The following is a 26,770-nucleotide window of genomic DNA, read 5'->3' as shown; positions in this document are numbered from 1 at the left end:
GACTCCGGGCGGACGGCGTCTCATTCTCCTGACCTCGAACCAGAATTAGTCGATTGAATTTGTCCCGATGTCGCGCAGAAGTCCGTACGATTGCTTTCTACACATGTATGTGCCCGCGTCTGATGGGCGGGTCGGCAGTGGGGGGTGATTTACCTGCCTGGCAAACGTCAGTGGACGATTGGGGTTTTGGGCGACCTGCAGGTTTTCCGGGACGGTGAGGTCGTCGATATTCGTGGCAGCGTCGTACCGCGAGCTCTGGCGCTCTTGGCGCTGGCCGGTGCCGAGGGACTGAAACCGCAGAGGCTGAAACGGCTGCTGTACCCGGACAGTTCCGATTCGGCTGACTTGAACGGCGTCCACCAGAGTTTGCGGACGCTGCGCAACGACCATGGTGTGCCGATCACAAACCTGAAGAATGGCGCCGGCGCGTACCGCCTTGGTGGACCGGAAGTGGAAGTCTCGGTGGATGCGTGGGATTTTGTCGAGGGCATGTCGCGCCTCGCGTCCGCCGCGCACCCGGACGGTGCAGACGTTGACCAAGTCCGCCACCTGCTCTCGATCTGGCGCGGCAACCCCTTCGATCGCTGGCAGATCGATGAGCAGGACACCGTACTGGGTGAGGACCGAGCCGCCTTGGTCGAGGCTGCTCGCAGAGTTGTCGACCGGCGGCAGACAATGCCTGAACTCGTTGCCTTCGCCGATTGCTTCCCGGACGAGACTCGCCTGCGCCGGCTGGTCGAGCAGCAGTCGCCACAAGGCAAGCTCTTGATCGTGGAAGATCAGGTGCTCGACGCCTTGACCGAGATCCTGGAAGCCGAAGGCTTCGACGTGCTGCCTGTGTCCTCCTACGTCGAGTGGCTGAAGGTGAAGAACAGCGGGGAACTCGACGACGTCAGGGGCGCACTCATCGACCGGCACCTCAATGCAGATCTGACTCCCCGCGACGAGGGACTCCGAATCGCCGAGTACCTGCGCGACCGTACTAGCGTACGTCCGTCGCTGCTGACGGTAGACACGGATCCGAGCACCATCGAGAACGAAAACCTTCTCGTGCACTACCGCCTGCTGGATTGCGTCCGGAAGGAAGCCGCAGCCGGCGGAAGGCTGGATGAGCGCTCGATCCGCAAGGCGGCAGAGAATGTGATGAGCCCGGAACCCGCTGTCGCGCGCAGATGGCTCGAACGCTGTCTGGACAGCGCGAGGTTGAGGGCTGACGCGACCTTCGGACAAGGGACCATCGGCCGCTCCCGTCTGAAGCAGTTCCGCGATGAGCTGAAGGTCGTCGAAGCCTTACTGGAGCGAGGTGAGTTCGAAGAGGCATCGGAGGAGTTCACGCGTCTTTCGGCTCGTCGGGAGTGATCGTGTGCCGCGGGAGCCATAGCCGAATCAGCCCTCCGGCCGCTCCGGGCTCTTGCTCACAGATCTCCAAATCACCACCGAAGTTGCGGACGATCGCGGCGGCGAGCGGCAGACCGCGACCGTGTTCGGCCGAACCGGCCAGCAGCCGCCGGACGTCTTCGTCGACACCGATCTCCGCTTGTAACCGGGGCAACTGCTCGGTGGGGAAGCCGGGGCCGTTGTCACGGATCTCGATCATCACCGCGTCTCGGGGAGCCGAGGGCGGTGACTCCGGTTCCACGGCGCCATCGCCCGTTACGCGCACCGTGACGAAGATCATGGCCCTAGGCCAAGGCTCGATACCCGACAGGGCCGCCGCGGCGTTCTGGATCAGGTCTTGCAGGCAGGTTTCAAGAAGAGCGGGGACGATCTCGACCAGGCAGGCCGATGATGGAAGATCAGCCTCCACTGCCATCCCCCGCGGGACGGTGGTGAGCGCCTGTCCGGTGGCCTGCCTGACGACTTGGCGCACGTCGATAACCTGACCCGGGGCAATCGAGTCGAAGTAGATCTTGGCATAGGCGCCGCCGCGCATCACGGAGATCTCGGTCCGAACCTGATCCAGATCGGCTCGGAGCACTTCGCGCTCGTCGTCACCGCGGCTCAGCGCCCGGTCCAGTACGCGGCCGATCCGCAACACGTCATTGTCCAGCCGGTGGCTCATCGCCCGAACTGCGAGGGGGCCGGTGACCGCCGTCGCGGCCTCGTTCAGGGATACGGCCTGGCGTTCGAGATCCTTGGCCAGAGTCTCGAGGTCGAGCGGATTGCTCATCAGTGCTTCGGTCAGGGCCGTCGCCGGCAGGCGGAAACCGGCGTCGGACCGACGGAGGATGCGCAACCGCACCAGGCCGTGCAGCGCATCGCCGATGCTCTGGGCATCGACCAGGCGTTCTTGGCCACGTGGGCCGGCCACCGCGCTCATCGACGTGTAGACGTCGGCGTCGCTGAAGAGGCCACCGGAGCTGAAACTCTGCACCGCGAGCCACAGCGTGGCCTGCAACGTCGTCCCGGCCCGAACGGAGTCCAGAACGTCGAGGCGGAGCTGCGGCAGAAGGCCGGAGACCAACGGGCGCCAGTCGTCGAGGGTCAGCCGGGCGCCGCGGTCAACGGACGCGGTCAACGCGAGCAGGGCGGTCCGAAGCGCGAGGGGATGCTCCCCGATCTCGTACAGCAACGCGTCCAGCAACAACTGGTCCGGGGCACGGTCGAGGAGGTCGAAGACCCACGCCAGAGCAGTGCGTGGGGGAAGCGGGCCAGCCAGCTCGACGCCGTCGCTCAGAAGGTCGGCGGGCGGGATGCGGCGTAGCAGCGCCCGCAGCAGATTGATCGATCGCGTCGACCGAACTGGGGCGTTACGTGCGGGCCGAGCCAGGATCAGCAGCAGGTCGGTAGCTGACAGAGTCGTTGGTTCCCCGTTCGCATCGGACGGTGGACCCGGATGGAATGTCACGCCGCGGGATGGTGGCGGGCCCGCCGGGATGTCGTCCGGCGACAGATCGACACGGATCGGAATGCCGCGCCGGATCGACGGAAACAAGCTGGTCAGCATGCTGTCGTTCGGGGTGAGCTGGAAGGTGAGCTCGGTATCCGCCCCGGAGCTCGCGGCCGGAAAATGCGCCTGGCCGTCGCAGATCTTGGCTATGCTCAGTGCCAGCGCCTCCGCCCGCGGAAGATCCTTCGCCGCGCGAAGCGCGCCGATCGCGTCGACCAGCTGCGCGGCCGCGTCGTCGTCGTGGTCTGGCAGGAACCGGTTCTCCTCTGCCGTCGCGCGCGCTCGGCGACCGAACCGGTCGAGCATCTCGTCGAACGAGTCCGGCCACGGCAGGCCGGTCGGCACTTGGGGGACCGTGAGCGGACCGCCGACGTCGAGCGATCCATCCGGGCCGGCGCGCAGGATCTCCTGCGCAAGATCGAAGTCACCGGCTTCGAGCGCACGGTTCACACCGAGCGGGAGGTCCGAGAGCTGGCCGCCGGCCGCCGTTCGACTCAGCTCAACGGTCAGCTGCTTACGTCGGCCGCTCTCGGCATTCTCGACATCCAGCTTCCGGATGGCGAACAGCCGGTCCACGGCGCGGGCAGAGCTGGCGACGGCGGTCAGCAGTGGATCGACCGGCGCAAGAGCCAGGCCGGCCCGCTCAGCGCGCTTGTTCAGCGTCTCCCACTTCGTCTCGATCTGGCGCCGGGCAGTGTCTCGGGCCGCTGACAGCAGGTCCGGAATGCCCGCGATCCGCGGATCGTCATCGGCCGATCCGGGTCCCTGCGGGTCCTGCATGTCCTCGTACACAAGCTCTGCGGTGTCGAACTCGCCTGCGGCGACCAGGGCCTCGAGGGTTGCATACGGGTCGCGGGGTCGGGCCAGGCCACGCAGCAACAGTCCGGACAACTCCGACGGCGCCGATGGCAAGTTGCCATCGGCAAGCGCCTGCGTGAGGTCGAGATAGCGCCAGCGCCGTGGTGACTCTGCGACGAGCTCTGCCAGTGTCACCGCGACCCTCCGCTTGCTCCGGTGTGCTCGTCAGCGCTGTCACCACTGGTCCCCGAGTTCTCGGCGAGGTGCCAGCTCTCGAGCAGGAGGAGATCTCGCATGATGTCCTGGACCAGGCGCCTTTCTGGGACGCCGGCCTCAGGTGAGTCGGCATCCAGCATCATCACCGGCAGTACCTCCGCGACGACAGCGGCGCAGTGCCGCGCGGCGGTCAGCAGCGCGATCTCTTCGGGGCCGCTCGTCGCCTCTACCGCATCGGGCAGGCGATCGAGTCGCCGGGCCTCCCGGACGATCTGGCTCAAGTCCCGGATCACCTTTCGCCGGTGCGTGCTGTGGATGGCCGGCCGAGATGGATCGACCCGCTGCCCGGCTTGGTCGATCCACTTTCCGAAGCCACTCTCCGCCGTCGGTGCCTGAGCGACCCAGGTGCGCAGCAGGGAACGGCTCTCCTGCTCGGCGATCTCGCCCAAGGCGCCTATCCCTCCCTCATCGGTACGCATCAGTTCATGAAGAGTTCGCTGGCTGTGCGTGTTCGCCAGCTGAGTTTCGGTGGCTCGGCGGATGGCGATGCGAAGGCGTTCCCACAGCCGAGTTACGGCGAGCGGTGCGTCGCCCTGGGCGATGAGTACACGGATCTGGTCCTGCGGCAGCGGGCGTCCAGACCCCTCCTCGGCGAATGTGATGGCCGCACTCACCAGCCGCCTCCAAGCCGGAACCAGGCGCATCATGTCGGTGGTCTCCTGCGGCCGGGACAGCAGTGTCTGGTACTCGGCCAGGACCTCGATCGCCATCGGGTCGGCGCGGAAGAGTACGAGCTCGACCGCCGCAGCCAAGATCGCGGAGCGCTCACCGGACTCGACATCGGTCAGGTCAAGACGCAGCGGCACGCCTTCTCCCGGTGTGGGGGGGAGCTCGACGTAGGCCTCCAGGAAGGCGGTCGAATACTGCGGCGTGTTCCGGGCAGCTGCCAGGATCGCGATCGCCGTTCGCGGCCGCGCCGTGTCTTCCGTCAGGGCGGCTCGCAGGACGGCGGCTTCGAGATAGGCACCGGAGGTCCAGAGGTCGGTCACCAGCCAGCGGTGCCAGTGGAGACGACGCCCCGGTGCCCCGTCGTCCGGCCACTGACTCAGGCACAGCGCCGCCGCGATCCGCAGCACGGATGTCGAGGCATTACTGAGTCGATCGAGCAGCAGCCAGGGGTGACCGCTCGCAGCAAGGTGGTGCTCCACGGAATCCGCCGGATCGGCATCCTCCGCGACGGCGTTGAGGAGCTGCTGCGCCTCTGCGGCCAGCGGGTCCGATACCGATGCTGGAAGATTCTCCTGGTCGGGACGATCAGTGATGGCGAGTCCCGCCCAGCGGGCGACATCGTCGGCGAACGCCGCACCGGACAGCTGGAGGCTGATCTCACTTCGTTGCCGGAAGGCGTTCCGGGTGCTGTACGTGCCTTCGTGAGACAAGAAGTTGAAGCTGCCGATGACCGCGACGTCATCCCACAGGAGCACTTTGGCATGGGTACCGGACCTGCGAACGATCAGCCGGCCTGGGAACCGTTCGGCCAGCTGAAACAGCATCCACTCGGCCGTCGTTGCCGTCCCGGCGGGATCCTCGGGATCGATGTCTTCCCCAGAGTGCGGTTCGCCGTAATGGATTCGGACGTCGACGTTGCGCTCGAGCGCGAGTTCCAGGGCTCGGATCAGCTGGTCGTTGACCACTTCGCCGCTCAGCCGGTGCGAGGCAATGACCAGCCGTACGCGGGCCCGACGGAGCGCTGACCAGAGAGCCTGTCGGTGGCCGCCGTCGATCACCAGCGTGGCCGTGGGCAGCGTGCGCCCTGCCAGCCAACCGCTGATCGCGGCAGCCGTTGAGGACCAGTTGGACGCCCACTGCCGGACGGCACCGAGCGTGTTCTCGTCCGTGCCCTCACCCGGAGGTGGGCCGGGGGTCTGAAGTCGGAGATCGTCGGGCTCCGGATCGGCAGTCTCGGACTTGGCGGGAAGAGCGAACGCGCTCTCCTGCGCCAGCAGTTGCCGACTCATCTGGTACCCCAGCCGGGAACTGGACCATCGCAGCAGATCGTGCACAGGTCGGCCGGAAGCCGCCTGCCCCGGCGCCCGAACCGCGACTCCGATCTCATTCCGTGCGTCGGCCTTGCTCATGAAGTTCCAACTGGTCACGAGGGCCGTTCGGGCGTCGGCCACAGCGAGCTTGGCGTGGATGCGGGAGGAGTCCGGCGGCACCAAGAACCATGGGCCGGTGGGTGTCCCTTCCACGGCAACGCTGGACGTGCTCACCGCGCCGGCGCCGGTCGGCTCGGAGAGATCCTCTGTGTCCAGCGCGCCGTACGAACGCGCCTTTGTCTTCAGCGCGAGTTGATAGAGGGCGTTGGCGGCCCGCGGGTCTTTCTTCTCGCCGTACCCGATCCCCCACAGCAGGCACACCTGTGTGCGGCGCTCGGTCATCGCCTTCGCCAGTCCATCCTCGATGGCGGTCAGGCCGCCTTCTCGCATCCATGGCCCGGCCATGACGATCTGCGTTCGCGCCTCATCGATCAATTCGTCAAGGACTGCGTTGTGGTCGGCGCCGACCACCAGGTCCGCTGTCACCTCTTGGGCCAGGTACTCTCCGATCATGCTGCGCGTGTACCCCAGCAGCGACTCCAACTCGCCATGGGCCTTCATCCGCCGGCCGGCCATGGTCTCGCCTGCGCGTCCAGCGAGCTGCGTGAGCCGCGCCACGATCGATGGCAGCGTCGGCTGATCCAGGAGAATAGGGCGGGCACGCCCGCGAAGGGCCCGAGTGAACTCGTCATCGGGCCGGTTCGTAACCAACGTCGTCAGGGTCCGGCTGCTCAGGTCGCGGTGCGCGGCCGGAAGCGCGTCGTCCACGACGGAGATCATCAGCTGGTCGGTGTCCGGGTCAACCGTTGCGCGGACATCCAGGGGCAGCCACCGTCGTCCTGCTCCGGCCCCACCGCCGGTCTCCTGGACGTAGGCACCGAGCACGCGCCGGTACTGGCGACCAGATTCCTCCCTGTCCTCCGAGCGAAGATCACGCTCGAGAGCTTCGATGATGTCAGTGACTTCCGCGTCCTGGATGAGAATCGGGCTGTTCTCGATCGGGACGGCGAGCGATCTGTCACGCGGCGCCATCAATTCACGACGGCGTACCGGCAGCAGGTATCCGGAGAGCTTCTCGATCATGACTGCCCGGTTCTCCACGACCGTTTCGGCACTCGGCAACTCGGCCAGCCGACCGCGCGTGATCTTCTCTCCGACGGTGGGCGAGACCTGCAGCCCGGCGTAGGACCGGACGAGCCTGAGATAGTTCGCCTGCCACAGGTCGTGCACCAGATCGACTGCCATTCGCCGGGTAAATCCCAGCTCGACGCACAGATCCGGCAGCGTCGCAGCGCCCGCGTGCACGGCCCGCAGCACGATCTGCTCGATAGGAGTCAGCGTGTCCTGATAGCCCAGGCGCGCACGGACAGATGCCACATCGCACGGAACGTAGATGGTGAGCGTCTCGCTGACCGGTGTGACCGCCGTCATGACGTCGGCCTGTCATCGGCGGACGGACCGATGGACGTGAGGTCGACGCCGTCGGCGAACCGGTTGGGGACGTCTCCCAGCACCTCTTTCACCGTCAGGCGTTTGCCGTAGAGCTCCACCGCACGGCAGACTCTGGTCCAGAACCCACCTTCGCCCATGATCTCGGCGTAGTGGTCGAACCGGCCGACGATGACGAGCATTCGGCGTGCCCGGGAGAACAGGACGTTTGCCAGCTGCGCCTGCGCCAGATGTCCCAAGCCGGAACCGATTCGTGCCGCGCCGTGCCCGTGCACGGTGTCCCGCACGAGGGAAACGATGACCATGTCGGCCTCGCGCCCCTGAAAGGCGTGGACGGTGGCGAGATGCGGGGCGGCCGTGCTCGATCCTGCGAGCAGCCGCAACTGCTCGCGGTAGGGCGTGAGCACGGCGAGTGGGTCTGGCCCATGACCGTTCTTGCCCGCCGTCGGAAAAGGATCGACAACCTCGAGCAGGCGCAGTACCACCGATGCCTCGCCCGGGTTCGACCAGTGGGGTTTGTCGTGACAGGCGGGAGTGTCGTGGGTGTCCAGCCAGACCACTGACAGCCCGGATAGCATCGGCGGATTCTGCAGGTGGAGCGCGGGAATTCCGTCTCGTCGCGCTCCTGAGTAGAAGGAGCTGAGCTTGCCTTCGGGCAGGCCGCCGCGGACCATCGGCCCCGGTACCGGGTAGAACGACCTGCTCACCAGCTCACCCAACGGCTCGCGCATCCGGAACTGCACTCTGAGTGTGTGCAGCGGTGGCTTGCGGTTCGACGATGGGTCCGGCCGGTCGGTGAAGAGCCCACCGAACATGTCGAAGTGGCGCAGAAACGAGGCCGCCCGCTCAGCTGTCACCGTGGCCATCGCCTCGTTGGGATCTGCCACGCAGTCTTGGAGGAAAGCCTGCAGGTCCTGGCGCCGGTGAGCAGGCAACTGGAAGTGATCCCCGATGAGCGTCCAGCGGCGCCCCAGCAGGAGAGGCATAGCGATCTCGGTTGGCCACGCTTTGGCCGCTTCCTCGACGATCACCCAGTCGAACAGGGCCTCCGACGAGCCGATGAGGATGTCCGGAGTCGACGCGGCACACGTGGCGAACACCAGGTTGGCGCCCCTGGCAAGGCGGTCGGCCAGTTCTGGAATCACGGACTCGCCCGAGTCGGCCAGCATCTCACGCCAGTCCTCCAAAACATCGCGAAGATCCTTGCCGGCCATGGGCTGGCGGCGGCCGACCGTGCTGTAGAGCTGGCGAGCCAGTCGCATGGCCGCGTTCAGTCGCCGCCAGGGCTGGATGGCACTGTCCACCCGTTTGCCGGCCTCTGAACCTGACGTGGTCGCCCTCAAGGCGAGTGGTCGACTCGCGAGGCCTGCAGAGCCTGCGGGCGGCGTCACTGGCCGCCCGTCGGCGTCCATCTCGCCTACCTCCTTCAACACCTGGATGGCCAGGTTGTCTAGTGCGAAGTTCGACTGCGCGGACACCAGCACCCTGCCGGCTGGGTCATGCTGGAGATAGGCGGCGATCGCCGTCGCGGCCACCCGCGTCTTCCCGGTACCCGGCGGCCCCTGGATGGCAACGAACGGCTCGCTCACCAGCATGTCCTGAACGACCTCGGGAGCGTTTCCCTCGAGATCCTTGCCGACGTCCTTCCATCGGTGCGCCAACGTCCGAATGGCGAAGGGCGAGCGCAGTTGGCCCTGCAGATACGTGTTCCCGTACAGGGAAGTGGCGGCCGTTCGTTGTCGCTCGATCCCCACCTTGGTCCCGCGCTCGCCGCTCGCACGCATCCACCCCTGCGCCGGAACGGGAGAATCGCCATGTTTGCGGTGGAGAACGATCCGGTCGCCGCCTTCAACGCGTTCGACAGTGGCGGTGGTCACCCGTTCACCTGGCCGCCCGGACCGGTCGGCAAAGACATCGACCTTGCTCTCCCCCTCCTCGTCCTCCAGCTGAGCGAAAAAGTGACCGAACTCGGGCCGGAGGGCGGCCGATGCGGCGTACTTCACGAACATCGCGGATCCGCGGATTCGTCGCTGGTCCGCGGGCAGATCGTGCCGAACGGTGACCAGACCACCCTCGTAGTCGTCCACCCGGAGGAAGGGATAGGTGCGAGCGGCCAGCTCGGTCTCCTGGTATTCGATCAGCCAGCTCAAGGCGTCGCGGAACTCGACCTCAGGTCCGGTCACTGTGCTCTGCGTGCGGGTGGCCTCCACTCGTGACGTCCACGACGGTGCCCGCTCGATTTTACGATCCATCAGCAGCCCGGACACGTTCCTGGCGATCAGATCGACGTCTGGCATCCGGCGGGCAGACGACCAGTCGAGCTGCTCGAGTCCGCGGCGGACCGCCGCGATGTCGAGTCGAGCGACGAACCGGATGACCAGCGCCCTGTCGGTCGGCGAACTGAGATTGCCGTCCTGGTCCATCGGCCGAAAGTAGTCGCAGAACCAGGCAACGTCCCGGCCCTTGACCAGCACCCGCGCGCTACTGAGGCCCACGAGGTTATGGCCCGAGACGAACGGCGTGGCGCCGAGAGGAGAGTCGGTCACATAGGCGCCTCGGATGTCGTCGCCGATGAAGGCAGCCAGTTCCTGCTCGCCCACCTCGGTATCCGGCCTGTGGTCGATGAGGCTCCACTTGTAGATGGTGTCGGTGCTCTCCTTCGGCATGTAGACGAGCAGGTGGGGACGCCCGAGCTCAGGGCCCGCGAAGGTGTTGAGGATCCGGTCGTACGCTTCGGAAAGCATCCCGACAACGAGGTCGGCAGCCGGCCGATCGTCGGGGTCGGGACTGAGCATTTTTGCGAGGATCTCGGCGAGGTCTGGCGGAATACTTCGGTCACCCCGCAGAACAGCTTGCAGCCGGCGCGCGTAAGCGCGCTGCTGCTCGACCGCGTGGCTACCGTCTTCCTGCTCCGCACGCTTCGCGGGGCTCAGAGCCGGCTGCTTGTGCAGGGAGCCTAGGTACCACTCGGCCGCCAGTGCGGCCAGCGCAAAGACATCCGACCCGACGTTCTCGACCAGATCGGCGTCGCTACCGAGCAAGAACGCCACCCGCTCCGGCGGCACGTAGTGCCACTCCGTTTCCGGCAGCAGCAGCGCGCGGAGCTCGGCGGTGGATTCGGCGCTGTCCACCGTTGCCCGGAAAAGGTCGGTCAGGAAGGCGCTCAGCTCGTACCGGGAGAACTGCAGTCTGCGGCTCTCGGGTGTGACGACGCTGAGACCTGACGGGCAGATGTTGCGGTGCGTCAGGCCGGCGAAATGCAGGTCTGCCAGTGCCCGGACGAGTGAACGGAACTGGTGGAATGCGAGCTCCGGATGATCGTGGAGGTACACCGCGTCGCGCTCGCCGTAGGGACGGGAGCCGTACTCGGCACGGGTGGCGACGAAGGCCATGCCACCTGCCGGCGTCATGTTGTTGGTCTGATCGGCCGGCACATATCCACCGTCCACGATGGTTGCCAAGCCGGGGTGCGTCGAGGCGGAAATTCGCATCAACGCGCGGACGTCCTGCTCCCAGAGCAGGCCGCCGAGATCTTCGATACCCAGGAAGATCTGGACTTCGACGCCGTATTTCCGCCGGTCCACGAGTTGCGTCCGATACAGCCGGTCCTTGAGTATTTCCTCGATCTCTTCGGGCTCGTCGGGAGTGATCCATGAGTAGGGTCCGAAGCTGGCGTCCTCGCCCATCAGGAACTGCTGGAGGAGCGCCCGAACGATTTCAGCTGACATCTCGGACCGGGCGGGTTCTACGCTGTCGGAGCACAGGTTCAGGTTAACCAGAACGAAGCCCCGGCGGGGGATCCACGAGCCAAGAAAATATCATCGAACGCTCGTTTGCACCCCGGCTGGCGCCGATCTCGGTGCTTCCCTGCGGTCAATGAGCCACAAATGAGCCGACGGGTGGAAAACGACTGAGTCGTAGCTGCAGAACTCAGTCGAGTCTCAGCGGGAACGTTCTGTCGCCTTCAGCGGTCGCTTGGAAATCTGGTCATAGCGGGCGGAAAAGCCGCCCCGAAACCCGGAGGAATCCAATGAACGGCGACCTGAACCTGGCCACGACCGAACATCCCGTCTTCGGGAAGGTGTTCGTGGTCTGCCCGTACGGCCCGCGGAAGTACGGCGACATCGAGTTCGACCACGACGAGTTCTACGCCAAGGACCTCGTGCCGGCCATCGAGGCGGCCGGATGCGTGGCCGAGCGGGCAGACTCGATCTACGGGCCGGAGTCACTGATCGGGACGATCTGGAGCGGTCTGCAGCGCAGCGAGATCGTCGTCGTCGACTTCACCGGACGATCGCCGAACGTCGCACTGGAGTGCGCCTGGGCGATCCTGCTGCGGAAGAAGATCGTCATCCTGACCCAGGATCCGGACGACATCCCGACCGACCTCCGCGGCCGCTTCCGGTACATCCGGTACAGCGACCGTCACCGGGACATCCGCGAGATGCGTGAGGAACTGGTCAAATCCCTGGAGGCACTCCGCGAGGAGCCGCTGCGCGAGATGGGTCTGGTGCCGCTGACCTCGGCAGGCACCGAAGTCGTTCCGGGCGTCGTGGTCTCGACAGCGACCGAGTTCGCGGTGATCGAGGCCGCCGGCGGTCGGCGTGGCGTCCTCAACAACACCGATGTCGACTACGCCCGGATAGTCCCCGACATGACCAAGCAGTTCACGATCGGTGACCGCGTCAGTGGTGCGTTCGACGTCGACCCGCACGGGGTCCCGAGGTACACACTGCTGGCCGGCATCGCCAACCCCTGGCTCCGTGCCCGTGAGGATCTCCCCAAGGGCACAACACTGACGGGCCCGGTCAGGAGGGTCGTCGAAGGTCTGGGTGCCTTCGTGGACGTCGGCAACGGCCTCTGCGGGCTGATCCACGTGTCGGCACTGGGCGGTCGCTCGGTGGGCGTCGGCGACCAGGTCGACGTCGCCATCCGGTACATCGACTCCGACCGTCGCCGGATCGCCCTCGATCTGAACGGCATTCGGTCGGAGGGAGCGACAAGCCGGCGCCTCTCGACCGTGTCGGACGAGGCGACCTTCCGGGTCGGACAGCGGCTGGAGGCCGAGGTCCGGAAGGTCGTCCAGCAGCCGAACGGTGGGTTCCTGCTGGTGGGTGTGCCAGGTCGGGCGGCCCCCGCCATGCTGCACAGCTCGGCGATGACGCAGGAGCTGCGCGACGACCTGGCCGACGGCGAGGTCGAGCCCGGCGAACTGCTGGATGTCGAGGTCGTCACCGTGGATCAGGCTCGCGGCCGGCTCAGCGTGCGAGATCTTCCGGAGACGGGGGTCGAGGCCGGCCTCGACATCGACGGCGCCGACGCCGGGTCGAGCGTCGAGGTACCCGCCAACCGCGACCCGCAGAAGGGCGAGATCGTCGCGGCACCGGCCGACCTGACGGCGGATGAAGGGTCGGGGGTGCTGTCCATCGCATCGTGACAGATCCGGACCTCGAACGGGCCCCCGCGCAACCGCGCGGGGGCCTGCGCCGTTGCCGACCAAGGGCAGCCGGGCTGGTCGAACGTCGAATCCGTCATCTCCGTACACGGGCACGATGGCGCAACCGTCATCGAATGGATCGAAGACCAACCAAGCAACCCAGTTTCGGGCGATTGCCTTGGCAACCTCTGCCGTCTGACCCAGCCATCCCGGGCCTTGTGGCCGATGTCGACTTCAGACGGCTCTGAGATGAAACTCGTGAAATCTGAGACCTCCAGCGTCAGGTCATCTGAGATCTAGCCCATCTCCACACACTGGCTTGCCCGGTAGCTCTATCGGTCAGAGGTGTCTTGCGATGGCTTCCGCGGCCTGAGCCGGGCCGTCGACGGCGGCGTAGAGCTTCTGGATTCGTTCGGCGGCTTCCAGGTGGCGGCGGTTGTCGAGCATCTTGCCGGCGGTGCCGGCCAGGCGGTTCAGGTGGTGTGGTGCGACGTGGCGAGCCGCGTCGAGACGTTCGACCAGGGCGACGTTCAGGTCCTGCTCCGGTTGCAGCGGGATGCCCAGCAGGGGAGTGCCGCAGGCCATCGCGGTCTGGACGCTGCCCTGGCCGCCGGTGGTCACCGCGAGGTCGACCTGCGGCATCACCAGCTGACTCGGCAGCACGCCTCCGACCATGAGCCGGTCCGTCGCGAGATCGCTGAGGTCGTGGATGGTGCCGGCTACCAGGATCCGTACGTCGAGTGCGCTGAGCGAGGTGACCGCCTCCCGGACGAGTGCGGGCGGTGTCGACGTCATCGCCAGGTAGACCACCGGGCCAGGTCGGTCGAGGAACTTCTGCACCCCATCCGGCAGCGGGACATCAAGATGCGCGAAGAGCGGGCCGATCCCCAGAAGGCGGGTGTCCGGGCGATACCCGACCTTTCCCGCGGGTGTCCACGCGGCGAGTTCCGCCGCCGAGATGCCGAGCACCTCGGGCACTTCCGGCACCAGTGAGAGATCGCCGAGCAGGAGCGCCGCGAGGCTGGGGATTCCCTCGACTCCGAGCGAGGCGGCCACCCGGTTGAACCCGGCGCAGTACGCCGGGGTGCGGTTCGAGGTTCGGTTGACGAGGAAGCGGCTGAGCCAGTCCGGTGCGTGCTTGAGCCGGGGGTCCACCGGTCGGCTGGGCGCGGGTAGCAACCTGTGCTCGGCGACCGGCGGGACGAAACTGCCCGCGTGCTCGGTGATCAAGCGGACGTCGGCGAGCCGGGACGACAGCAACGTGGTCAGCGTGAACCCGGTGACGGCCACGGTGATCCCGTGAGCGCGGAAGTACTCCGCCTCCGCCCGGACGTAGGTCTCGATCTCGGCGTCGTCGTACATGCTCTGGCGGGGGTCGCCGAGGCCGACCGCCGACGCCACGAAAGATGCCGCCCGCTGGGGTGACATGCCCTGGCCCAGTACGTCGTACGGGATGCCGGCTTCGACCAGGAGGCGCTCGTGCGGGCCGCCGTGGGTGGCGACGCGGACGGGAACGCCGAGCACGGTCAGGGCTCGGTGGATCTCGAGCATCCGGGACGTCTCGGACAGGTAGGCGCAGTGTGGCAGTAGGCAGATCACGGTGCTTGCCCCCTTCGACGGTGATAGGTAATATATTGCCTATGTCGCGCGAGAGCAAGACCGAAGTACTGCTCGGGATCGGGCCGGGGTCGCAGTTGGAGCCGTCCATCCGGGCGTTCCGGACCACGCTGACGCTCGCCCAGAAGCTGCGCTACGCCATGGACGAGCGACTCCGCGCGGATGGGCTGACCACCCAGCAGGCCGCGCTGATCACCGTCGTGGCGGCCGCTGGCAAGCCGTCGCTGGCCGAAGCTGCGGCCGCGCTGGGGAGCACCCACCAGAACGTCGCCCAGATCGTCGCGGCCCTGGTGCGCAAGGACATGCTGCAGGTCGAGCCAGATCCCGCGGACAAGCGCAGGAAGTTGCTCTCGACAACGAACCGCAACGCGGCGTACTGGAAGGAACGCGACGAGGGTGACTTCGGCGCGGTGGCCGACTGGTTCGGTGAGCTGTCACCGGCGGAGGTCGAGACCTTCTGCGAGTTGTCCGACCGGGTGATCGGCAGGCTCGACGATGCTTAAGGCGGCCCTTGGCAGCACCGCCTTCTTCTTCGCCGCGCCCTGTGTGGTGGCCGGGCTGGTGCCGTGGTGGATCAACGGCTGGACCGACCCGCGCTTCTGGCCCGCACTCCTGTTGGTGGCAGGCGGCATCCTCGTCGTCGTGCGCGCCTTCATCCGCTTCGTCCGCGAGGGTCGTGGTACTCCGGCTCCCGTGGTCCCGACGGAGCAGTTGGTCGTCGGCGGCGACTTCCGCTACGTCCGCAACCCCATGTACGTCGGCGTCGTGGCGGCGATCCTCGGCCAGGCGCTGCTGTTCCTCGACCTCTGGTTGTTCGTCTACGCGCTGGTCGCGTGGGCGGTGATGGCGTCCTTCGTTCACTGGTACGAGGAGCCGGTACTGCGCCAGCGGTACGGCCGGCAGTACGAGGACTATCGCCGGGCGGTGCCCGCGTGGTTCCCCCGGCTCAGGCAGTCGAAGTGATCTAGACCACTCCCTCCGTGCAGTTGTGCAAAGTTGCAGGAATATTAATTTGCAGTGTGTGCAACTTCGTCTACCGTAGACGTCGTGATGCAGACCGAGGAGAGCGCGCCGCCCGGGCGGCGGGAGCGGAAGAAGCGGGAGACGCGGGCCGCGTTGATGGCCGCCGCGCTCCGGCTGGCACTGGAGAAGGGGCCGGACAACGTCACGGTCGAGGAGATCAGCGAGGCGGCGGACGTCTCGGTGCGGACCTTCTTCAACTACTTCCCGCACAAGGAGCACGCGATCCTCGGTTGCGACCCCGAGGAGCTCGAGCGCGCGCTGGAGCGGCTCCGGGACGCGCCGGCCGGCCAGTCACCGCTCACCACGATGCGGATGCTGATCGCCGAGGCGCTGGTCGACGTGGAGCAGGACAGCACCACCGCCTCGCAGCGGTTCGCCCTGATCGTCCAGTCGCCGACGCTGCTGTCCCAGTTCGTCCTGCTCGGCGCAGAGGACGAGCGGGTGCTGTCCGCGGCGATGGCCGAGCGGATGGGTGAGCCCCGGGAGGCGATCAGGCCGATGCTGATCGTCGCCGCCGCGAGCACGGCGGTCCGGATCGCGTTCGAGAAGCAGAAGGACGCCGGTAGGCGGTCAGTGCGTTCGCTCATCGACGAGGCGTTCCTGCTGCTCGCCGACGGGGTGGATCCGGACTTCGACAAGACCACAGTTTTCCGAACCGACCAGGAAGGTCAGTCATGACAACGACCTCTTCGCCCAAGCCCCCCGAGACGGCGGGCGAGGTCAACTCCGACGACACCGTGGCCACCCGGCCGCAGGACGCGACCACTCCACCCGAGGTGGCGGCCGAGCAGGTGGCCGCGCTCACCCCGCGGCAGACCATCCAGGCGATCTCGGGCCTGATGATGGGGATGTTCGTCGCCATCCTGGCCGGCACCGTGGTGTCGACCGCGCTGCCGCGGATCATCCACGACCTCGGCGCGAGCCAGTCGTCCTACACCTGGGTCATCACCCTGGAGTTGCTCACGATGACGGCCACGGTGCCGTTGTGGGGCAAGCTCGCCGACCTCTACAACAACAAGCTGCTGGTCCAGCTGTCGCTGGGCTTCTTCGTGGTCGGCTCGCTCGTCGCCGGCTTCGCCCCGAACATCGAGGTGCTGCTGGGCAGCCGGGTCCTGCAGGGTCTCGGCGCCGGCGGTCTGACCGCCCTGGTGCAGATCGTGATGGCGGCGATCATCCCGCCGCGTGAGCTCGGCCGGTACTCCGGGATCTTCGGCGCCATCTTCGCCTCGGCGACGGTCGGTGGACCGCTGCTCGGCGGCTTCCTGGTCGACTCGCCGCTGGGATGGCGGGCCTGCTTCCTGATCGGCGTGCCGTTCGTACTCGCCGCGATCGTTCTGCTGCAGCGCACGCTGAAGTTGCCGACCGTGCGCCGCGAGGTGAAGATCGACTGGTGGGGCGCGTTCCTGATCACCGCCGGCGTGAGCACCCTGCTGGTCTGGTCCTCGTTCGCCGGGAGCAAGTTCGAGTGGGCGTCCGGTTGGAGCTTCGTGCTCGTGGCTGTCGCCCTGGTGGCGCTGGTGGCCGCCGTTCTGGTCGAACGCCGGCACCCTGAGCCGATCATCCCGATGGACCTGTTCCGCAACCGCACGGTGACCCTGGCCATCGTCGCCAGCGCGCTGGTCGGGGTGGCGATGTTCGGCGGCTCGGTGTTCCTGGCGCAGTACTTCCAGATCGCGCAGGGCTACTCGCCGACCAAGGCCGGGCTGATGAGCCTGCCGATGATCCTGGGCATGATGGTCGCGTCCACCGTCGCCGGTGGGCTGATCACGAAGTACGGGAAGTGGAAGATCTACCTGGTCGTCGGCAGCATCCTGCTGCCGATCGGGCTGGCGCTGTTCGGCACGATCGACGCGCACACTTCGAAGTACATGTTGTGGGCCTTCATGATCATCCTCGGTGTCGGCATCGGCCTGGTGATGCAGAACCTGGTGCTCGCCGCGCAGAACGACGTACCGGCCCGGGAGCTCGGCGCGGCCACTTCGGCGGTGAGCTTCTTCCGCAGCATGGGCGGCACCATCGGGGTCAGCGTACTCGGCGCGATCCTGGCCAACAAAGTCACGGAGACGCTCAACCCGGGCGGTGCCTCGTCCGGTGGCAGCAACGCGGTGCCGAACATCGCGGAGCTGCCGGAGCAGGCCCGGACGGCCGTCGAGAACGCGTACGGCGCAGCGACCGCGGACCTGTTCATGATGTCGGTGCCGTTCGCGGTGCTCGCTCTGATCGCGGTCCTGTTCATCAAGGAGAAGGCGCTGCTGACCACGTCCGGCGCCGAGCGCCGGGCCCATGAGGAGCAAGCTGGCAAGCTGGACCTATGATCGTTGCATTCAGCATCAGCCCGGCAGCCGGGGACGAGACCGGCGGCGTGAGCGAGGCGGTCGCAGAGGCGATCCGCGTCGTCCGCGCCTCCGGTCTCCCGAACGAGACCAACGCGATGTTCACCAACCTCGAGGGCGAGTGGGACGAGGTGATGGCGGTCGTGAAGCAGGCGGTGGACGCCGTCGCCGCCGTCTCGCCTCGCGTCAGCCTGGTCCTCAAGGCCGACATCCGGCCCGGCTACACCGGCCAGCTGACCGCCAAGGTCGAACGCATCGAGCAGGCTCTCTCCGACTGACCACCCCGGCCGGCGCCCGTACTGCGGGACGCCGGCCGGTCTGTCGGTCAGTGCGAGTTGACCGCGGCGAGGGTCTGGTCGTAGGCGCCGGTCCGTTCGGCCAGGCGGAGGAACTTGACCCGGTCGACCTGGACCTCGGTGACGTCCGGCTGGTCCCGCAGGATCGCGATCGTCTCGGTGAGGTAATCGTCCACCGGCATCGCCTGCGGATTGTCCTGCTGGTTCATCAGCGTGGTCTGCACAGGCGGCGGGACCAGCTCGATCACCTGGATGCCAGTGCCGGCCAGCTGGATCCGCAAGCTCTCCGTGTAGCTGTGGATCGCGGCCTTGGTCGCGCTGTACGCCGGCGTGAGCGCGAGCGGCACGAACGCCAGACCCGACGACACCGTGAGCACGGTGGCGTCCTGCTGGTTCGCCAGGTGAGGCAGGAAGTGGTTGAGGACCCGGATGGTGCCGAGAAGGTTCGTGGTGATGGTGGACTCCGCGATCCGGAGATGCTCGGGGTCCAGCAGGTTCTCCGGCTGCATGATGCCTGCCATCGTGAGCACGACGTTGACCTCGGGGTGAGCCGTCGTGACCTGGTCGAACGCAGCCGCGATCGAGGTCGGGTCCTCGACGTCGAGCACGACAGTGTCGATGCCCTCGTAGTCGGTGGCGATCTGGTCGAGCAACTCCTTGCGGCGCCCGCCGACGATCACCTTGTTGCCGAGCTCGTGGAACCGGAGCGCCAACCCCAGGCCGAGACCCGAAGTACCGCCGGTGATGAAGATCGTGTTGCCTGTCGTTTTCATGGCTCCAGACTTGGTCAGCCGGCGGCAGGCAACCAGGCTCGGCTCAGCCACTGCTCGGCAGACCGTGGTTAATGCCGCCTGTCGCTGAACAATGGAGTCATGGACTACGTCGAGCTTTCGGATTTCCTGCGCAAGCGGCGGGAGTTGCTGCAGCCCGAGGACGTGGGTCTGCCGCGTGGACGACGCCGCCGTACTCCGGGGCTGCGGCGCGAGGAGGTCGCCGCGCTGGCCGTCATGTCGACGGATTACTACAGCCGGTTGGAAGGCGGGCGCGGGCCACAGCCGTCGGCGGAGATGCTCACGGCGATCGCCCGCGCGCTGCGGTTGACCTTGGACGAGCGCGATCACCTGTTCGTGCTCGCCCGGCACGGGGTACCGCCGCGGACAGCCAGCAGCGATCACGTGAACCCAGGGCTGTTGCGGATCATGGACCGGTTGGACGACGACACCCCGGCCGTGGTGCTCAACGAACTCGGCGAGTCGCTCGCGCAGACCAGGGCGCATGTCGCCTTCGAGGGAGAGCAGACCGGGCTCGAGGGATTCGAGCGCAGCGCGGTCTACCGCTGGTTCGCGCAGGAGGACGGCAGGGCCCTGTACGCCGAAGAGGGCTGGGCGAATCACAGCCGCGTACTGACCTCGGGGCTCCGGTCGGTGGTCGCGGTGGCGGGGGAGCGGTCGAAAGCCGGGGTGTTGGCCAAGGCCCTGCGCGAGCTCAGCGCTGAGTTCGCCGAACTCTGGGAAGCCCACGAGGTAGGGGTCAGTCACGGCGGGCTGAAGCGCTTCCTGCACCCGGTCGTCGGTGAGCTCGAGCTGTACTGCCAGTTGCTGGACGACCGGGCGATGCAGCAGACGCTGCTGGTTTTCACCGCCAGCCCGGGGAGTGAGAGCGACGAGCGGTTGCGGCTGCTGTCGGTGCTCGGCAACCAGAGGCTGCAGCCGACAGAAAACTGAAGGATTTTCGGAAAGAGCTTGCTGAAGTCTTTACTGGCGGTTTGGCCGTGAGTTAATTTAAGCCCTGAAATTCCACTCCGTCACACCTCGATCACCGAGGGGATTCAGTCATGCCCGCTCGGCTCCTGCCGCCTGCCCAAGAGCACGCGCAGTAGCACTCCCACGGAAGGACCCGCCCCCATGCTTTCCGACCGCAAGATCCCGATCACCCGACTACTGGCGCTGCTCGTCCTCGGCTGTCTGTGCCTGACCTCCGGGAGCGCCTTCGCCCGCGAGGCCCGGTCGGACAGCCAGAACGCCGTCGCCGCGAACTTCAACGTGCTGGCGTTCTACAGCGGCACCTGGGACGCCGCGCACATCGACTTCGAGAAGGAGGCGAACCAGCGGTTCCCGCAGTTCGGCGCGCAGAACGGCTTCACCTACACCGCGACGACCAACTGGGACCAGCTCAACAACCTGACCGCCTCGCAGTACCAGGTGGTGATGTTCCTGGACGATTCACCGCACAGCGCCGCGCAGAGGGCCGGCTTCCAGCGGTACATGGAGAACGGCGGTGCGTTCTTCGGCTTCCACGTCTCGGCCTACAACGATGCCAGCGGCAACTGGCCGTGGTTCAACAACACCTTCCTGGCCACCGGCCGGTTCGCGACGAACACCTGGGGACCGACCGCGGTCACCTTGAAGGCGGAGAACCGCTCGCACCCGTCCCTGGTGAACACCGGCGCGACGTTCCGGTCGTCGGTGAGCGAGTGGTACAGCTGGCAGAACGACCTGCGCACCAACCCGAACATCCAGATCCTCGCGTCGATCGATCCGTCCAGCTTCCCGGTCGGCACGGACCCGGCGCAGACCTGGCGCAGCGGCTACTACCCGATTGTCTGGACCAACAAGAACTTCAAGATGATCTACGCCAACTTCGGCCACAACGCGATGAACTACGAGACCAACACCCGGCTCTCCTCGACCTTCGACAGCCCGGCGCAGAACCAGTTCATGATCGACGCTCTCAAGTGGCTCGGTGGGGGCGGCGGCACCGTCCCGCCGGTCGACCAGCCGTCGCCCGCCGCGTGGTACTCCGTGGCCAACAAGGGCAACAACAAGTGCGTCGACGCCCGGGCCGCAGGTACCGCCAACGGCACCGTGATCCAGCAGTACTCCTGCAACTTCTCGCAGGCGCAGCACTTCCAGTTCCAGCCGACCTCGGACGGCTTCGCCCGGGTCAACAACCGCAACGACGCCACCAAGGTGATCGACGTGACCGGTGTGTCCGCCGCCGACAACGCCGGCCTCCAGTTGTGGACCTACGGCAACGGCGCCAACCAGCAGTGGCAGGCGGTCTCCGAGGGAGGCAGCTACTTCCACTTCGTCAGCCGCCTGAGCAACAAGTGCCTCACGGTCCCGGGAGGCTCCACCGCAGACAGCACCCAACTCGTCCAACTCACCTGCAACAACTCCGCCGCCCAGTCCTTCAAACTCACCACGGCCTGATCACCTGCGTGCGTCCGGAGAATCTCGGAGTCAGACCTCCAGGTTCTTCGGACGCAATGCGGTGGAGCGGTGGCTGAGGTAGTAGGCGAAGGCGCCGGTGGGGAAGAACATGACGATGCCGTAGACGGCGACGGGGATGGCCATCTCGCTGTTGTTGAGGAGCGACGGGCTGAGGGCGATCGTGAGGGCCAGGGTGGCGTTGTGGATGCCGATCTCCATCGAGCACGCGATCGACTGCCGCTCACCGAGCCGGGCCAGCCGCGGTACGGCGTACCCGAGGGCGAGGCTGAGGACGTTCAGCAGTACTGCGACCACGCCCACGGCGGCCAGGTAGTCGAGCACGTTGTCGCGCTCGGTGTAGACCGCGGCGAAGATCACCAGCGCGAGCACCAGGATCGAGCCGAGCTTGACCGGCCGGGTCATTCACTCGGCGAACCCCGGTTTCTTGTTGCGCAGCAGCATTCCGAGCGCGACCGGGACCAGCACGATCGCGAACACCTGCAGCATCTTGAGCGGCTGCAGGCCGATCTGGCCGTCGCCGAGGAAGTGCGCGAGGGACAGGTTGACCACGATCGGCAGAGTGATCACGGCGAGCACTGAGTTCACCGCGGTCAGGGTGACGTTGAGCGCGACGTCGCCGCCGGCCAGGTGGCTGAACAGGTTCGCCGTCGTTCCGCCCGGCGACGCGGCCAGCAGCATCATGCCGACGGCGAGCGCGGGTGCGAGGTCGAAGAGTTTGACCAGGCCGAAGCAGATCACCGGGAGCAGGAGCACCTGGGTGCCCAGCGCAACCAGCACGGCGCGAGGCATCCGCATCACCCGGGTGAAGTCGGCGACGGTCAGTGTGAGACCCAGGCCGAGCATGATGATCGCGAGTGCGACCGGCAGCAGGACCGAGGTCAGCACGGAGTCGTTCACAGGCGGCTCCTTTGAGCGGGTGCTCAGAGTGACAGCGGGCTTGAGCTGTCGGCAAGACCTCGTCTTGTGTCGGGTCGGTGTATTACGTTGCCGCCCATGAAGACGCTGCGCATCGCCGCCCTCGCGGCCGGAGTCCTGCTCGCGATGTCCCAACTGACGCCGGCCCAGGCGGTGACGAGCCCCGGCCTGACCGGCGGCAGTCACCACGGGCCGAAGTACCAGTGGGACTTGAAGCCGACCGGGAGTGCGTCGCAGTTCCGCGGGCTGGCCGCGGTCAGCGCGGACGTCGCGTGGGTGGCGGGCAGTGCGGGGCAGGTGCTGCGGACGACCGACGGCGGGAAGAAGTGGCAGAACGTCAGCCCGGCCGGTGCGGAGGCGCTGCAGTTCCGCGACGTCGAGGCGTTCGACGCGAAGCGCGCGGTCATCCTGGCGATCGGCGTCGGTGAGGACTCGCGGATCTACCGGACCGTCGACGGCGGGAAGACCTGGACCGAGTCCTTCCGCAACACCGACCCGAACGCGTTCTACGACTGCCTGGACTTCAACGACCAGCGCCACGGCTTGGCATTGAGCGACCCGGTCGACGGGAAGTTCCGGATCGCGGAGACGTCCGACGGCGGTAAGTCGTGGCAGGTGCAGTCGACGAAGGGCATGCCGGCGGCGCTGCCGGGCGAGTTCGCCTTCGCCGCCAGTGGGACCTGCCTGGTCGCGGGGCCGGGGCGGACCGCCTGGTTCGCGACCGGCGGTGGCGACCGGCCGCGGGTGTTCCGCACCAGCGACGGCGGTCGCAACTGGAAGGTGACGGACTCCCCGATGGCCAGTGGCGCGGCAGCCGGCATCTTCAGCCTGGCGTTTCGTGGACCGCTGTTCGGTGTCGCGGTCGGCGGCGACTTCGAGAAGCCGACCGAGGCGGTCAAGGCAGCCTCCGTCACGTACGACGGGGGCCGCACCTGGAAGCTGGTTCCGGCGGACAAGGCGCCGAAGGGATACCGCAGCGGTTCGGCCTTCGTACCGCGGACGCCGGCGACGGTGATCGCCGTGGGGCCGTCGGGCAGTGACGTCAGCTACGACGGCGGCCGGAGCTGGACGCAGTTCTACGACGGCAGCTTCGACAGCGTCGAGTGCGCCGGGCACGGGTCGAAGGCGGCCTGCTGGGCCTCCGGCGCGAAGGGCGCGGTCGCCCGCCTAGCCGTCAAGCGCTGACTTGCTGCTGGTCCGTTGCCAGGGCGACACCCGTACGTCGTGCGGGGGTCGCCTGGCTGCGGTGAGGATGAGGGCATGCGCAAACTTCCGAAACGTTTGCTGGTCACCTTCACGGGTCTGCTGATGGTCCTGCCGACGGCGGTGGCGGCGACGGCAACGGCGGCGGCCGCGAGCCCCGGGCACTCCGACGACCGCCCGGGCCGGCCGCTGAAGGTCCTGACGTACAACATCCACCACGCCGCGGGGACCGACGGCGTCCTCGACCTCGAGCGGATCGCCCAGGTGATCGAGGACTCCGACGCCGACGTGATCGGCCTGCAGGAGGTCGACAACCACTGGAGCGTACGCAGCAACTGGGAGGACCAGGCCGCCTGGTTCGCCCGGCGGCTGCACATGCACTACGCGTTCGCGGCGAACCTGGACCTGCCGCCGCTGAACCCGGGCGAGCCGCGCCGGCAGTACGGCACGGCGGTGCTGTCGAAGACGCCGATCCGGGACTTCCACAACACCCTGCTGCCGCTCTACCCGACCGGTGAGCAGCGCGGGCTCGCCGTCGCGACGATCAAGGTGCGGGGGCAGAACGTCCGGTTCGCCAACACCCACCTGACGTCGAACAACAACGCCGAGCGCCTCGAGCAGGCGAAGAAGGTGGTCGAGTTGCTGGCCGGCTCGAAGACGCCCACCCTGCTTGTCGGCGACCTCAACGCCACCCCGGAGAAGCCGGAGATCACCACTCTGACCGCGGTCTGGCGCGACACCTGGGCCGAGATCGGCGTCGGGCCCGGGTACACGATCGAAGCGGACATCCCGACGGCCCGGATCGACTTCGTCCTGCACACCCGCACGCTGCGGCCGACTACGGCCGAGGTGATCACCACCAACGGCTCCGACCACCTCCCGGTGGCAGCCACCTTCACCCTCCGCTGACCCCGCCCCGCGGCGACTGACTCGCCGTACAGACGCACCGGCGCCACCCGACTTCGGGTGGCGCCGGTTTGCTGTGCGCTGAGGACACGTGAATTACAAGCTTGTAGTTTGTCAAGCCGACACGCAGGTGAAACAAAGTTATTCATGTGAAAGGTGTTCCCAATGGGGCTGCAGGCAACTAGTGTCACCCATGTGGTCCAGGAGGACCAAAGGTTCACGAACCCTGGGGAAGGGGTTCGCGACTGGCGGAAGGAAGTACCCGATGCGGACGCCCACGGGGGCTACGTCCGGTCAGCGGGACACGAGCACTGGGAAGACCGGCAGGGCTTTGCTCTCCGGGGTGCTCGCGGTCTGCCTGGCCGGAACAATGGCCCTGACCCCGGTCCCGGCGAAGGCTGACCCCAAGCCACCGGTCATTCCGTCACAGTCCACCGTCGACGCTGCCAAGCGGGCGGCTGCCGCGAAGGCGGCCCAGGTCGCCACGATCGAGCAGCAACTCGCCGCCGCGCACGATCGCCTCGAGCGGCTGGGGATCGAGTCCGGCAAGGCAGACGAGGCCTACAACGGCGCGATGTATCGCCTGCAGCAGGCGAAGACCGATGCCGCGGCCGCCGCCGACCGGGCGAAGAAGGCGGAGCAGACCCTGGACACCCAGCGCCGCCAGATCGGCCGGTTCGCCGCCGCGTCGTACCAGGGCGGTGGCGACCTCGCGAAGATCGGGCCGCTGCTGACCTCGGAAGGGCCGCAGCAGTTGCTCGACTCGGCCGGCGCCGCGCGCTCGGTGTCCCAGGCGATGCAGGGATCCTTCCTGCGGTTCACGGCGACGCAGGTGGTCAGCAACGCGTTCAAGGTGCAGGCCGACCAGGCCGTCACCAAGGTGAAGGCCGCGACCGACGAAGCAGCGAAGGCGAAGGCCGCTGCCGAGGCCGCCGAAGCGAATCAGACCGCCGCGGTCACCGCGATCGGTGCCCAGCGCAAGCAGCAGATCGCTCAGCTCGCGACCCTTCGCAACACCTCGGTCCAGGTCGCCGAGCAGCGGCAACGTGGCCTGGAGGAGCTCGCCCGGCAGCGGGCCGCGGCGCTGGCCGCCAAGAAGGCGGAGGAGCTGCGCAAGCGGATCGCGGCAAGGGAGGCTGCCGAGCGCGCTCGCGAAGCGGCCGAGACGGCTCGCGAGGAGCGGGAGAACAAGGCCAGGAACCAGCACAAGGCGAAGCCGCCGAAGCACAAGCCCGACCGCGGCGGCACCGGCAGTGGCAGTGGCACCGGCAGTGGCAGTGGCACCGGCAAGGGCAGTGGCACTGGCAGTAGTACTGGCAACGGCGGCAACGGCAACGGCGGCGGCTCCGGGCACAACTCGCGCGGTGCCCGAGCCGCCGTCGACTTCGCGCTCTCGCAGCTGGGCGACATGTACCTGTGGGGCGCGGCCGGACCCGACCGCTGGGACTGCTCGGGTCTGACGATGGCCGCCTGGGAGCGGGCCGGGGTGCAACTGCCGCACTACAGCGTCGCGCAGTACGAGCAGACCAAGCGCATCTCCGAGGACGAGCTGCGGCCCGGCGACCTGATCTTCTGGGCCGAGAACGCGAACGATCCGGGCACGATCTTCCACGTCGCGATGTACCTCGGCGGCGGCCGGATGGTGCACGCGCCCCGCACCGGCAAGCCGGTCAGGATCGACAGCGTCTACTACTGGGAATCCCCGGACTTCTTCGGCCGCCCTTGATGAATCGACCGCGCAGCAGGGCGCTGCTCACCTCCGCACGGCGTACTCCTTTATCGGCTGGTAGAGCTCTGCCAGCCGATAAGAACCGCAGGGGTCAGTGCGGCTGGGTCTTGAGGCGCTCGAAGGAGGCGCTGATCTCGGCCTCGGCGTCGGCGCGGCCGACCCAGCTGGCGCCCTCGACCGACTTGCCCGGCTCCAGGTCCTTGTAGACCTCGAAGAAGTGCTGGATCTCCAGCCGGTCGAACTCGGGCAGGTGGTGGATGTCGCGCAGGTGCTCCTGACGCGGGTCCCCGGCGGGCACGCAGACGACCTTGTCGTCCGGGCCCTTTTCGTCGGTCATCCGGAACATGCCGATCGCGCGGGCCCGGATCAGGCAGCCCGGGAAGGTCGGCTCCGGCAGCAGGACCAGGGCGTCCAGCGGGTCGCTGTCCTGGCCCAGCGTGTCCTCGATGAACCCGTAGTCGGCCGGATACTGGGTCGACGTGAACAGGGTCCGGTCGAGCCGGATCCGGTTCGTCGTGTGGTCCAGCTCGTACTTGTTGCGGGTGCCCTTGGGGATCTCGATGAAGACGTCGAACTCCATACGGCAGATACTGTCACGGTTCTCACCGTTGAAATGACAGGAGCAG

Annotated in this window: 20 protein-coding genes; 12 read left to right on the top strand and 8 right to left on the bottom strand. The window is 67.2% G+C overall.

All coding sequences use genetic code 11. The features are described from left to right. Positions 1–186: 186 nt before the first annotated feature. Positions 187–1,359: a hypothetical protein gene (locus ACFPJ1_RS03875; protein ID WP_380101407.1), complete on the top strand. Its 1,173-nt coding sequence runs from the start codon at positions 187–189 to the stop codon at positions 1,357–1,359. Here ACFPJ1_RS03875 and ACFPJ1_RS03870 read toward each other — a convergent pair. From ACFPJ1_RS03870 to ACFPJ1_RS03860, 3 genes are read right to left on the bottom strand one after another with little or no spacing between them, the layout of a single operon-like run. Then, complete coding sequence (locus ACFPJ1_RS03870; RefSeq protein ID WP_380101406.1) at positions 1,331–3,883, bottom strand: ATP-binding protein; 2,553 nt, start codon at positions 3,881–3,883, stop codon at positions 1,331–1,333. The two genes, ACFPJ1_RS03875 and ACFPJ1_RS03870, sit on opposite strands and share 29 nt — an antisense overlap. Continuing rightward, a complete protein-coding gene (locus tag ACFPJ1_RS03865) occupies positions 3,880–7,434 on the bottom strand; it encodes a phospholipase D-like domain-containing protein (protein ID WP_380101405.1) in 3,555 nt (1,184 codons plus the stop codon). The genes ACFPJ1_RS03870 and ACFPJ1_RS03865 overlap by 4 nt, the downstream gene beginning before the upstream one ends. After that, positions 7,431–11,180 carry an AAA domain-containing protein gene (locus ACFPJ1_RS03860; protein WP_380101404.1) on the bottom strand — a complete coding sequence of 1,250 codons (3,750 nt, stop codon included), beginning with the start codon at positions 11,178–11,180 and terminating at the stop codon, positions 7,431–7,433. Before ACFPJ1_RS03860 ends, ACFPJ1_RS03865 begins: the two co-directional genes overlap by 4 nt. Positions 11,181–11,482: 302 nt before the next feature. Between ACFPJ1_RS03860 and ACFPJ1_RS03855 the strand changes: the two genes are divergently transcribed. Then, complete coding sequence (locus ACFPJ1_RS03855; RefSeq protein ID WP_380101403.1) at positions 11,483–12,889, top strand: S1 RNA-binding domain-containing protein; 1,407 nt, start codon at positions 11,483–11,485, stop codon at positions 12,887–12,889. 339 nt (positions 12,890–13,228) lie between these two features. Here the strand turns inward: ACFPJ1_RS03855 and ACFPJ1_RS03850 are convergent, their stop codons facing one another. Next, positions 13,229–14,488 (bottom strand): glycosyltransferase family protein, encoded by a 1,260-nt coding sequence (locus tag ACFPJ1_RS03850; RefSeq protein ID WP_380101402.1) that lies wholly within the window; start codon positions 14,486–14,488, stop codon positions 13,229–13,231. Positions 14,489–14,529: 41 nt separating this feature from the next. Between ACFPJ1_RS03850 and ACFPJ1_RS03845 the strand changes: the two genes are divergently transcribed. From ACFPJ1_RS03845 to ACFPJ1_RS03825, 5 genes are all read left to right on the top strand, one after another. Continuing rightward, positions 14,530–15,009 carry a MarR family winged helix-turn-helix transcriptional regulator gene (locus ACFPJ1_RS03845; RefSeq protein WP_380101401.1) on the top strand — a complete coding sequence of 160 codons (480 nt, stop codon included), beginning with the start codon at positions 14,530–14,532 and terminating at the stop codon, positions 15,007–15,009. Then, positions 15,002–15,469 (top strand): methyltransferase family protein, encoded by a 468-nt coding sequence (locus tag ACFPJ1_RS03840; RefSeq protein ID WP_380101400.1) that lies wholly within the window; start codon positions 15,002–15,004, stop codon positions 15,467–15,469. Before ACFPJ1_RS03845 ends, ACFPJ1_RS03840 begins: the two co-directional genes overlap by 8 nt. Positions 15,470–15,556: 87 nt before the next feature. Beyond that, positions 15,557–16,207: a TetR family transcriptional regulator gene (locus ACFPJ1_RS03835; protein ID WP_380101516.1), complete on the top strand. Its 651-nt coding sequence runs from the start codon at positions 15,557–15,559 to the stop codon at positions 16,205–16,207. Beyond that, on the top strand, positions 16,204–17,844 hold the full coding sequence (locus tag ACFPJ1_RS03830; RefSeq protein WP_380101399.1) for an MDR family MFS transporter: 1,641 nt from the start codon (positions 16,204–16,206) through the stop codon (positions 17,842–17,844). Before ACFPJ1_RS03835 ends, ACFPJ1_RS03830 begins: the two co-directional genes overlap by 4 nt. Continuing rightward, positions 17,841–18,140, top strand: coding sequence for a thiamine-binding protein (locus tag ACFPJ1_RS03825; RefSeq protein WP_132189567.1), 300 nt, complete (start codon positions 17,841–17,843; stop codon positions 18,138–18,140). The genes ACFPJ1_RS03830 and ACFPJ1_RS03825 overlap by 4 nt, the downstream gene beginning before the upstream one ends. Before the next feature lie 47 nt (positions 18,141–18,187). Here the strand turns inward: ACFPJ1_RS03825 and ACFPJ1_RS03820 are convergent, their stop codons facing one another. Beyond that, a complete protein-coding gene (locus ACFPJ1_RS03820; protein WP_380101398.1) occupies positions 18,188–18,931 on the bottom strand; it encodes an SDR family oxidoreductase in 744 nt (247 codons plus the stop codon). Between the two features lie 99 nt (positions 18,932–19,030). Between ACFPJ1_RS03820 and ACFPJ1_RS03815 the strand changes: the two genes are divergently transcribed. Further along, positions 19,031–19,882, top strand: coding sequence for a helix-turn-helix transcriptional regulator (locus ACFPJ1_RS03815; protein ID WP_380101397.1), 852 nt, complete (start codon positions 19,031–19,033; stop codon positions 19,880–19,882). A 180-nt stretch (positions 19,883–20,062) separates the two neighbouring features. Continuing rightward, the gene (locus ACFPJ1_RS03810; protein WP_380101396.1) at positions 20,063–21,370 is read left to right on the top strand and encodes a ThuA domain-containing protein; all 1,308 of its coding nucleotides are present in this window, start codon (positions 20,063–20,065) and stop codon (positions 21,368–21,370) included. A gap of 30 nt (positions 21,371–21,400) precedes the next feature. Here the strand turns inward: ACFPJ1_RS03810 and ACFPJ1_RS03805 are convergent, their stop codons facing one another. After that, complete coding sequence (locus ACFPJ1_RS03805; protein ID WP_380101395.1) at positions 21,401–21,793, bottom strand: bile acid:sodium symporter family protein; 393 nt, start codon at positions 21,791–21,793, stop codon at positions 21,401–21,403. Then, complete coding sequence (locus ACFPJ1_RS03800; RefSeq protein WP_380101393.1) at positions 21,794–22,288, bottom strand: bile acid:sodium symporter family protein; 495 nt, start codon at positions 22,286–22,288, stop codon at positions 21,794–21,796. Between the two features lie 96 nt (positions 22,289–22,384). Between ACFPJ1_RS03800 and ACFPJ1_RS03795 the strand changes: the two genes are divergently transcribed. The 3 genes from ACFPJ1_RS03795 to ACFPJ1_RS03785 all read left to right on the top strand — a co-directional run bounded on the left by ACFPJ1_RS03795 (position 22,385) and on the right by ACFPJ1_RS03785 (position 26,141). Further along, the gene (locus tag ACFPJ1_RS03795; protein ID WP_380101392.1) at positions 22,385–23,491 is read left to right on the top strand and encodes a WD40/YVTN/BNR-like repeat-containing protein; all 1,107 of its coding nucleotides are present in this window, start codon (positions 22,385–22,387) and stop codon (positions 23,489–23,491) included. A gap of 75 nt (positions 23,492–23,566) precedes the next feature. Beyond that, positions 23,567–24,418 carry an endonuclease/exonuclease/phosphatase family protein gene (locus ACFPJ1_RS03790; RefSeq protein ID WP_380101391.1) on the top strand — a complete coding sequence of 284 codons (852 nt, stop codon included), beginning with the start codon at positions 23,567–23,569 and terminating at the stop codon, positions 24,416–24,418. Positions 24,419–24,680: 262 nt separating this feature from the next. After that, positions 24,681–26,141 (top strand): C40 family peptidase, encoded by a 1,461-nt coding sequence (locus ACFPJ1_RS03785; protein WP_380101390.1) that lies wholly within the window; start codon positions 24,681–24,683, stop codon positions 26,139–26,141. Positions 26,142–26,235: 94 nt separating this feature from the next. Here the strand turns inward: ACFPJ1_RS03785 and ACFPJ1_RS03780 are convergent, their stop codons facing one another. Continuing rightward, positions 26,236–26,724, bottom strand: coding sequence for an inorganic diphosphatase (locus ACFPJ1_RS03780; protein ID WP_132189574.1), 489 nt, complete (start codon positions 26,722–26,724; stop codon positions 26,236–26,238). Positions 26,725–26,770: the final 46 nt, after the last annotated feature.

Origin of the sequence: Kribbella qitaiheensis, from assembly GCF_042657745.1 — a bacterium.
Taxonomy (GTDB): Bacteria; Actinomycetota; Actinomycetes; order Propionibacteriales; family Kribbellaceae; genus Kribbella; species Kribbella qitaiheensis.
Note: the sequence above shows the minus strand (reverse complement) of the source record. Positions and strands in the feature narration are given on the sequence as shown.

Coding starts and splice junctions, on each gene's coding strand:
- ACFPJ1_RS03865 (WP_380101405.1), bottom strand. CDS start 7,434: ATGACGGCGGTCACACCGGTCAGCGAGACGCTCACCATCTACGTTCCG.
- ACFPJ1_RS03860 (WP_380101404.1), bottom strand. CDS start 11,180: ATGTCAGCTGAAATCGTTCGGGCGCTCCTCCAGCAGTTCCTGATGGGC.
- ACFPJ1_RS03855 (WP_380101403.1), top strand. CDS start 11,483: ATGAACGGCGACCTGAACCTGGCCACGACCGAACATCCCGTCTTCGGG.
- ACFPJ1_RS03845 (WP_380101401.1), top strand. CDS start 14,530: ATGTCGCGCGAGAGCAAGACCGAAGTACTGCTCGGGATCGGGCCGGGG.
- ACFPJ1_RS03840 (WP_380101400.1), top strand. CDS start 15,002: ATGCTTAAGGCGGCCCTTGGCAGCACCGCCTTCTTCTTCGCCGCGCCC.
- ACFPJ1_RS03835 (WP_380101516.1), top strand. CDS start 15,557: ATGCAGACCGAGGAGAGCGCGCCGCCCGGGCGGCGGGAGCGGAAGAAG.
- ACFPJ1_RS03830 (WP_380101399.1), top strand. CDS start 16,204: ATGACAACGACCTCTTCGCCCAAGCCCCCCGAGACGGCGGGCGAGGTC.
- ACFPJ1_RS03825 (WP_132189567.1), top strand. CDS start 17,841: ATGATCGTTGCATTCAGCATCAGCCCGGCAGCCGGGGACGAGACCGGC.
- ACFPJ1_RS03820 (WP_380101398.1), bottom strand. CDS start 18,931: ATGAAAACGACAGGCAACACGATCTTCATCACCGGCGGTACTTCGGGT.
- ACFPJ1_RS03815 (WP_380101397.1), top strand. CDS start 19,031: ATGGACTACGTCGAGCTTTCGGATTTCCTGCGCAAGCGGCGGGAGTTG.
- ACFPJ1_RS03810 (WP_380101396.1), top strand. CDS start 20,063: ATGCTTTCCGACCGCAAGATCCCGATCACCCGACTACTGGCGCTGCTC.
- ACFPJ1_RS03805 (WP_380101395.1), bottom strand. CDS start 21,793: ATGACCCGGCCGGTCAAGCTCGGCTCGATCCTGGTGCTCGCGCTGGTG.
- ACFPJ1_RS03795 (WP_380101392.1), top strand. CDS start 22,385: ATGAAGACGCTGCGCATCGCCGCCCTCGCGGCCGGAGTCCTGCTCGCG.
- ACFPJ1_RS03790 (WP_380101391.1), top strand. CDS start 23,567: ATGCGCAAACTTCCGAAACGTTTGCTGGTCACCTTCACGGGTCTGCTG.
- ACFPJ1_RS03785 (WP_380101390.1), top strand. CDS start 24,681: ATGCGGACGCCCACGGGGGCTACGTCCGGTCAGCGGGACACGAGCACT.
- ACFPJ1_RS03780 (WP_132189574.1), bottom strand. CDS start 26,724: ATGGAGTTCGACGTCTTCATCGAGATCCCCAAGGGCACCCGCAACAAG.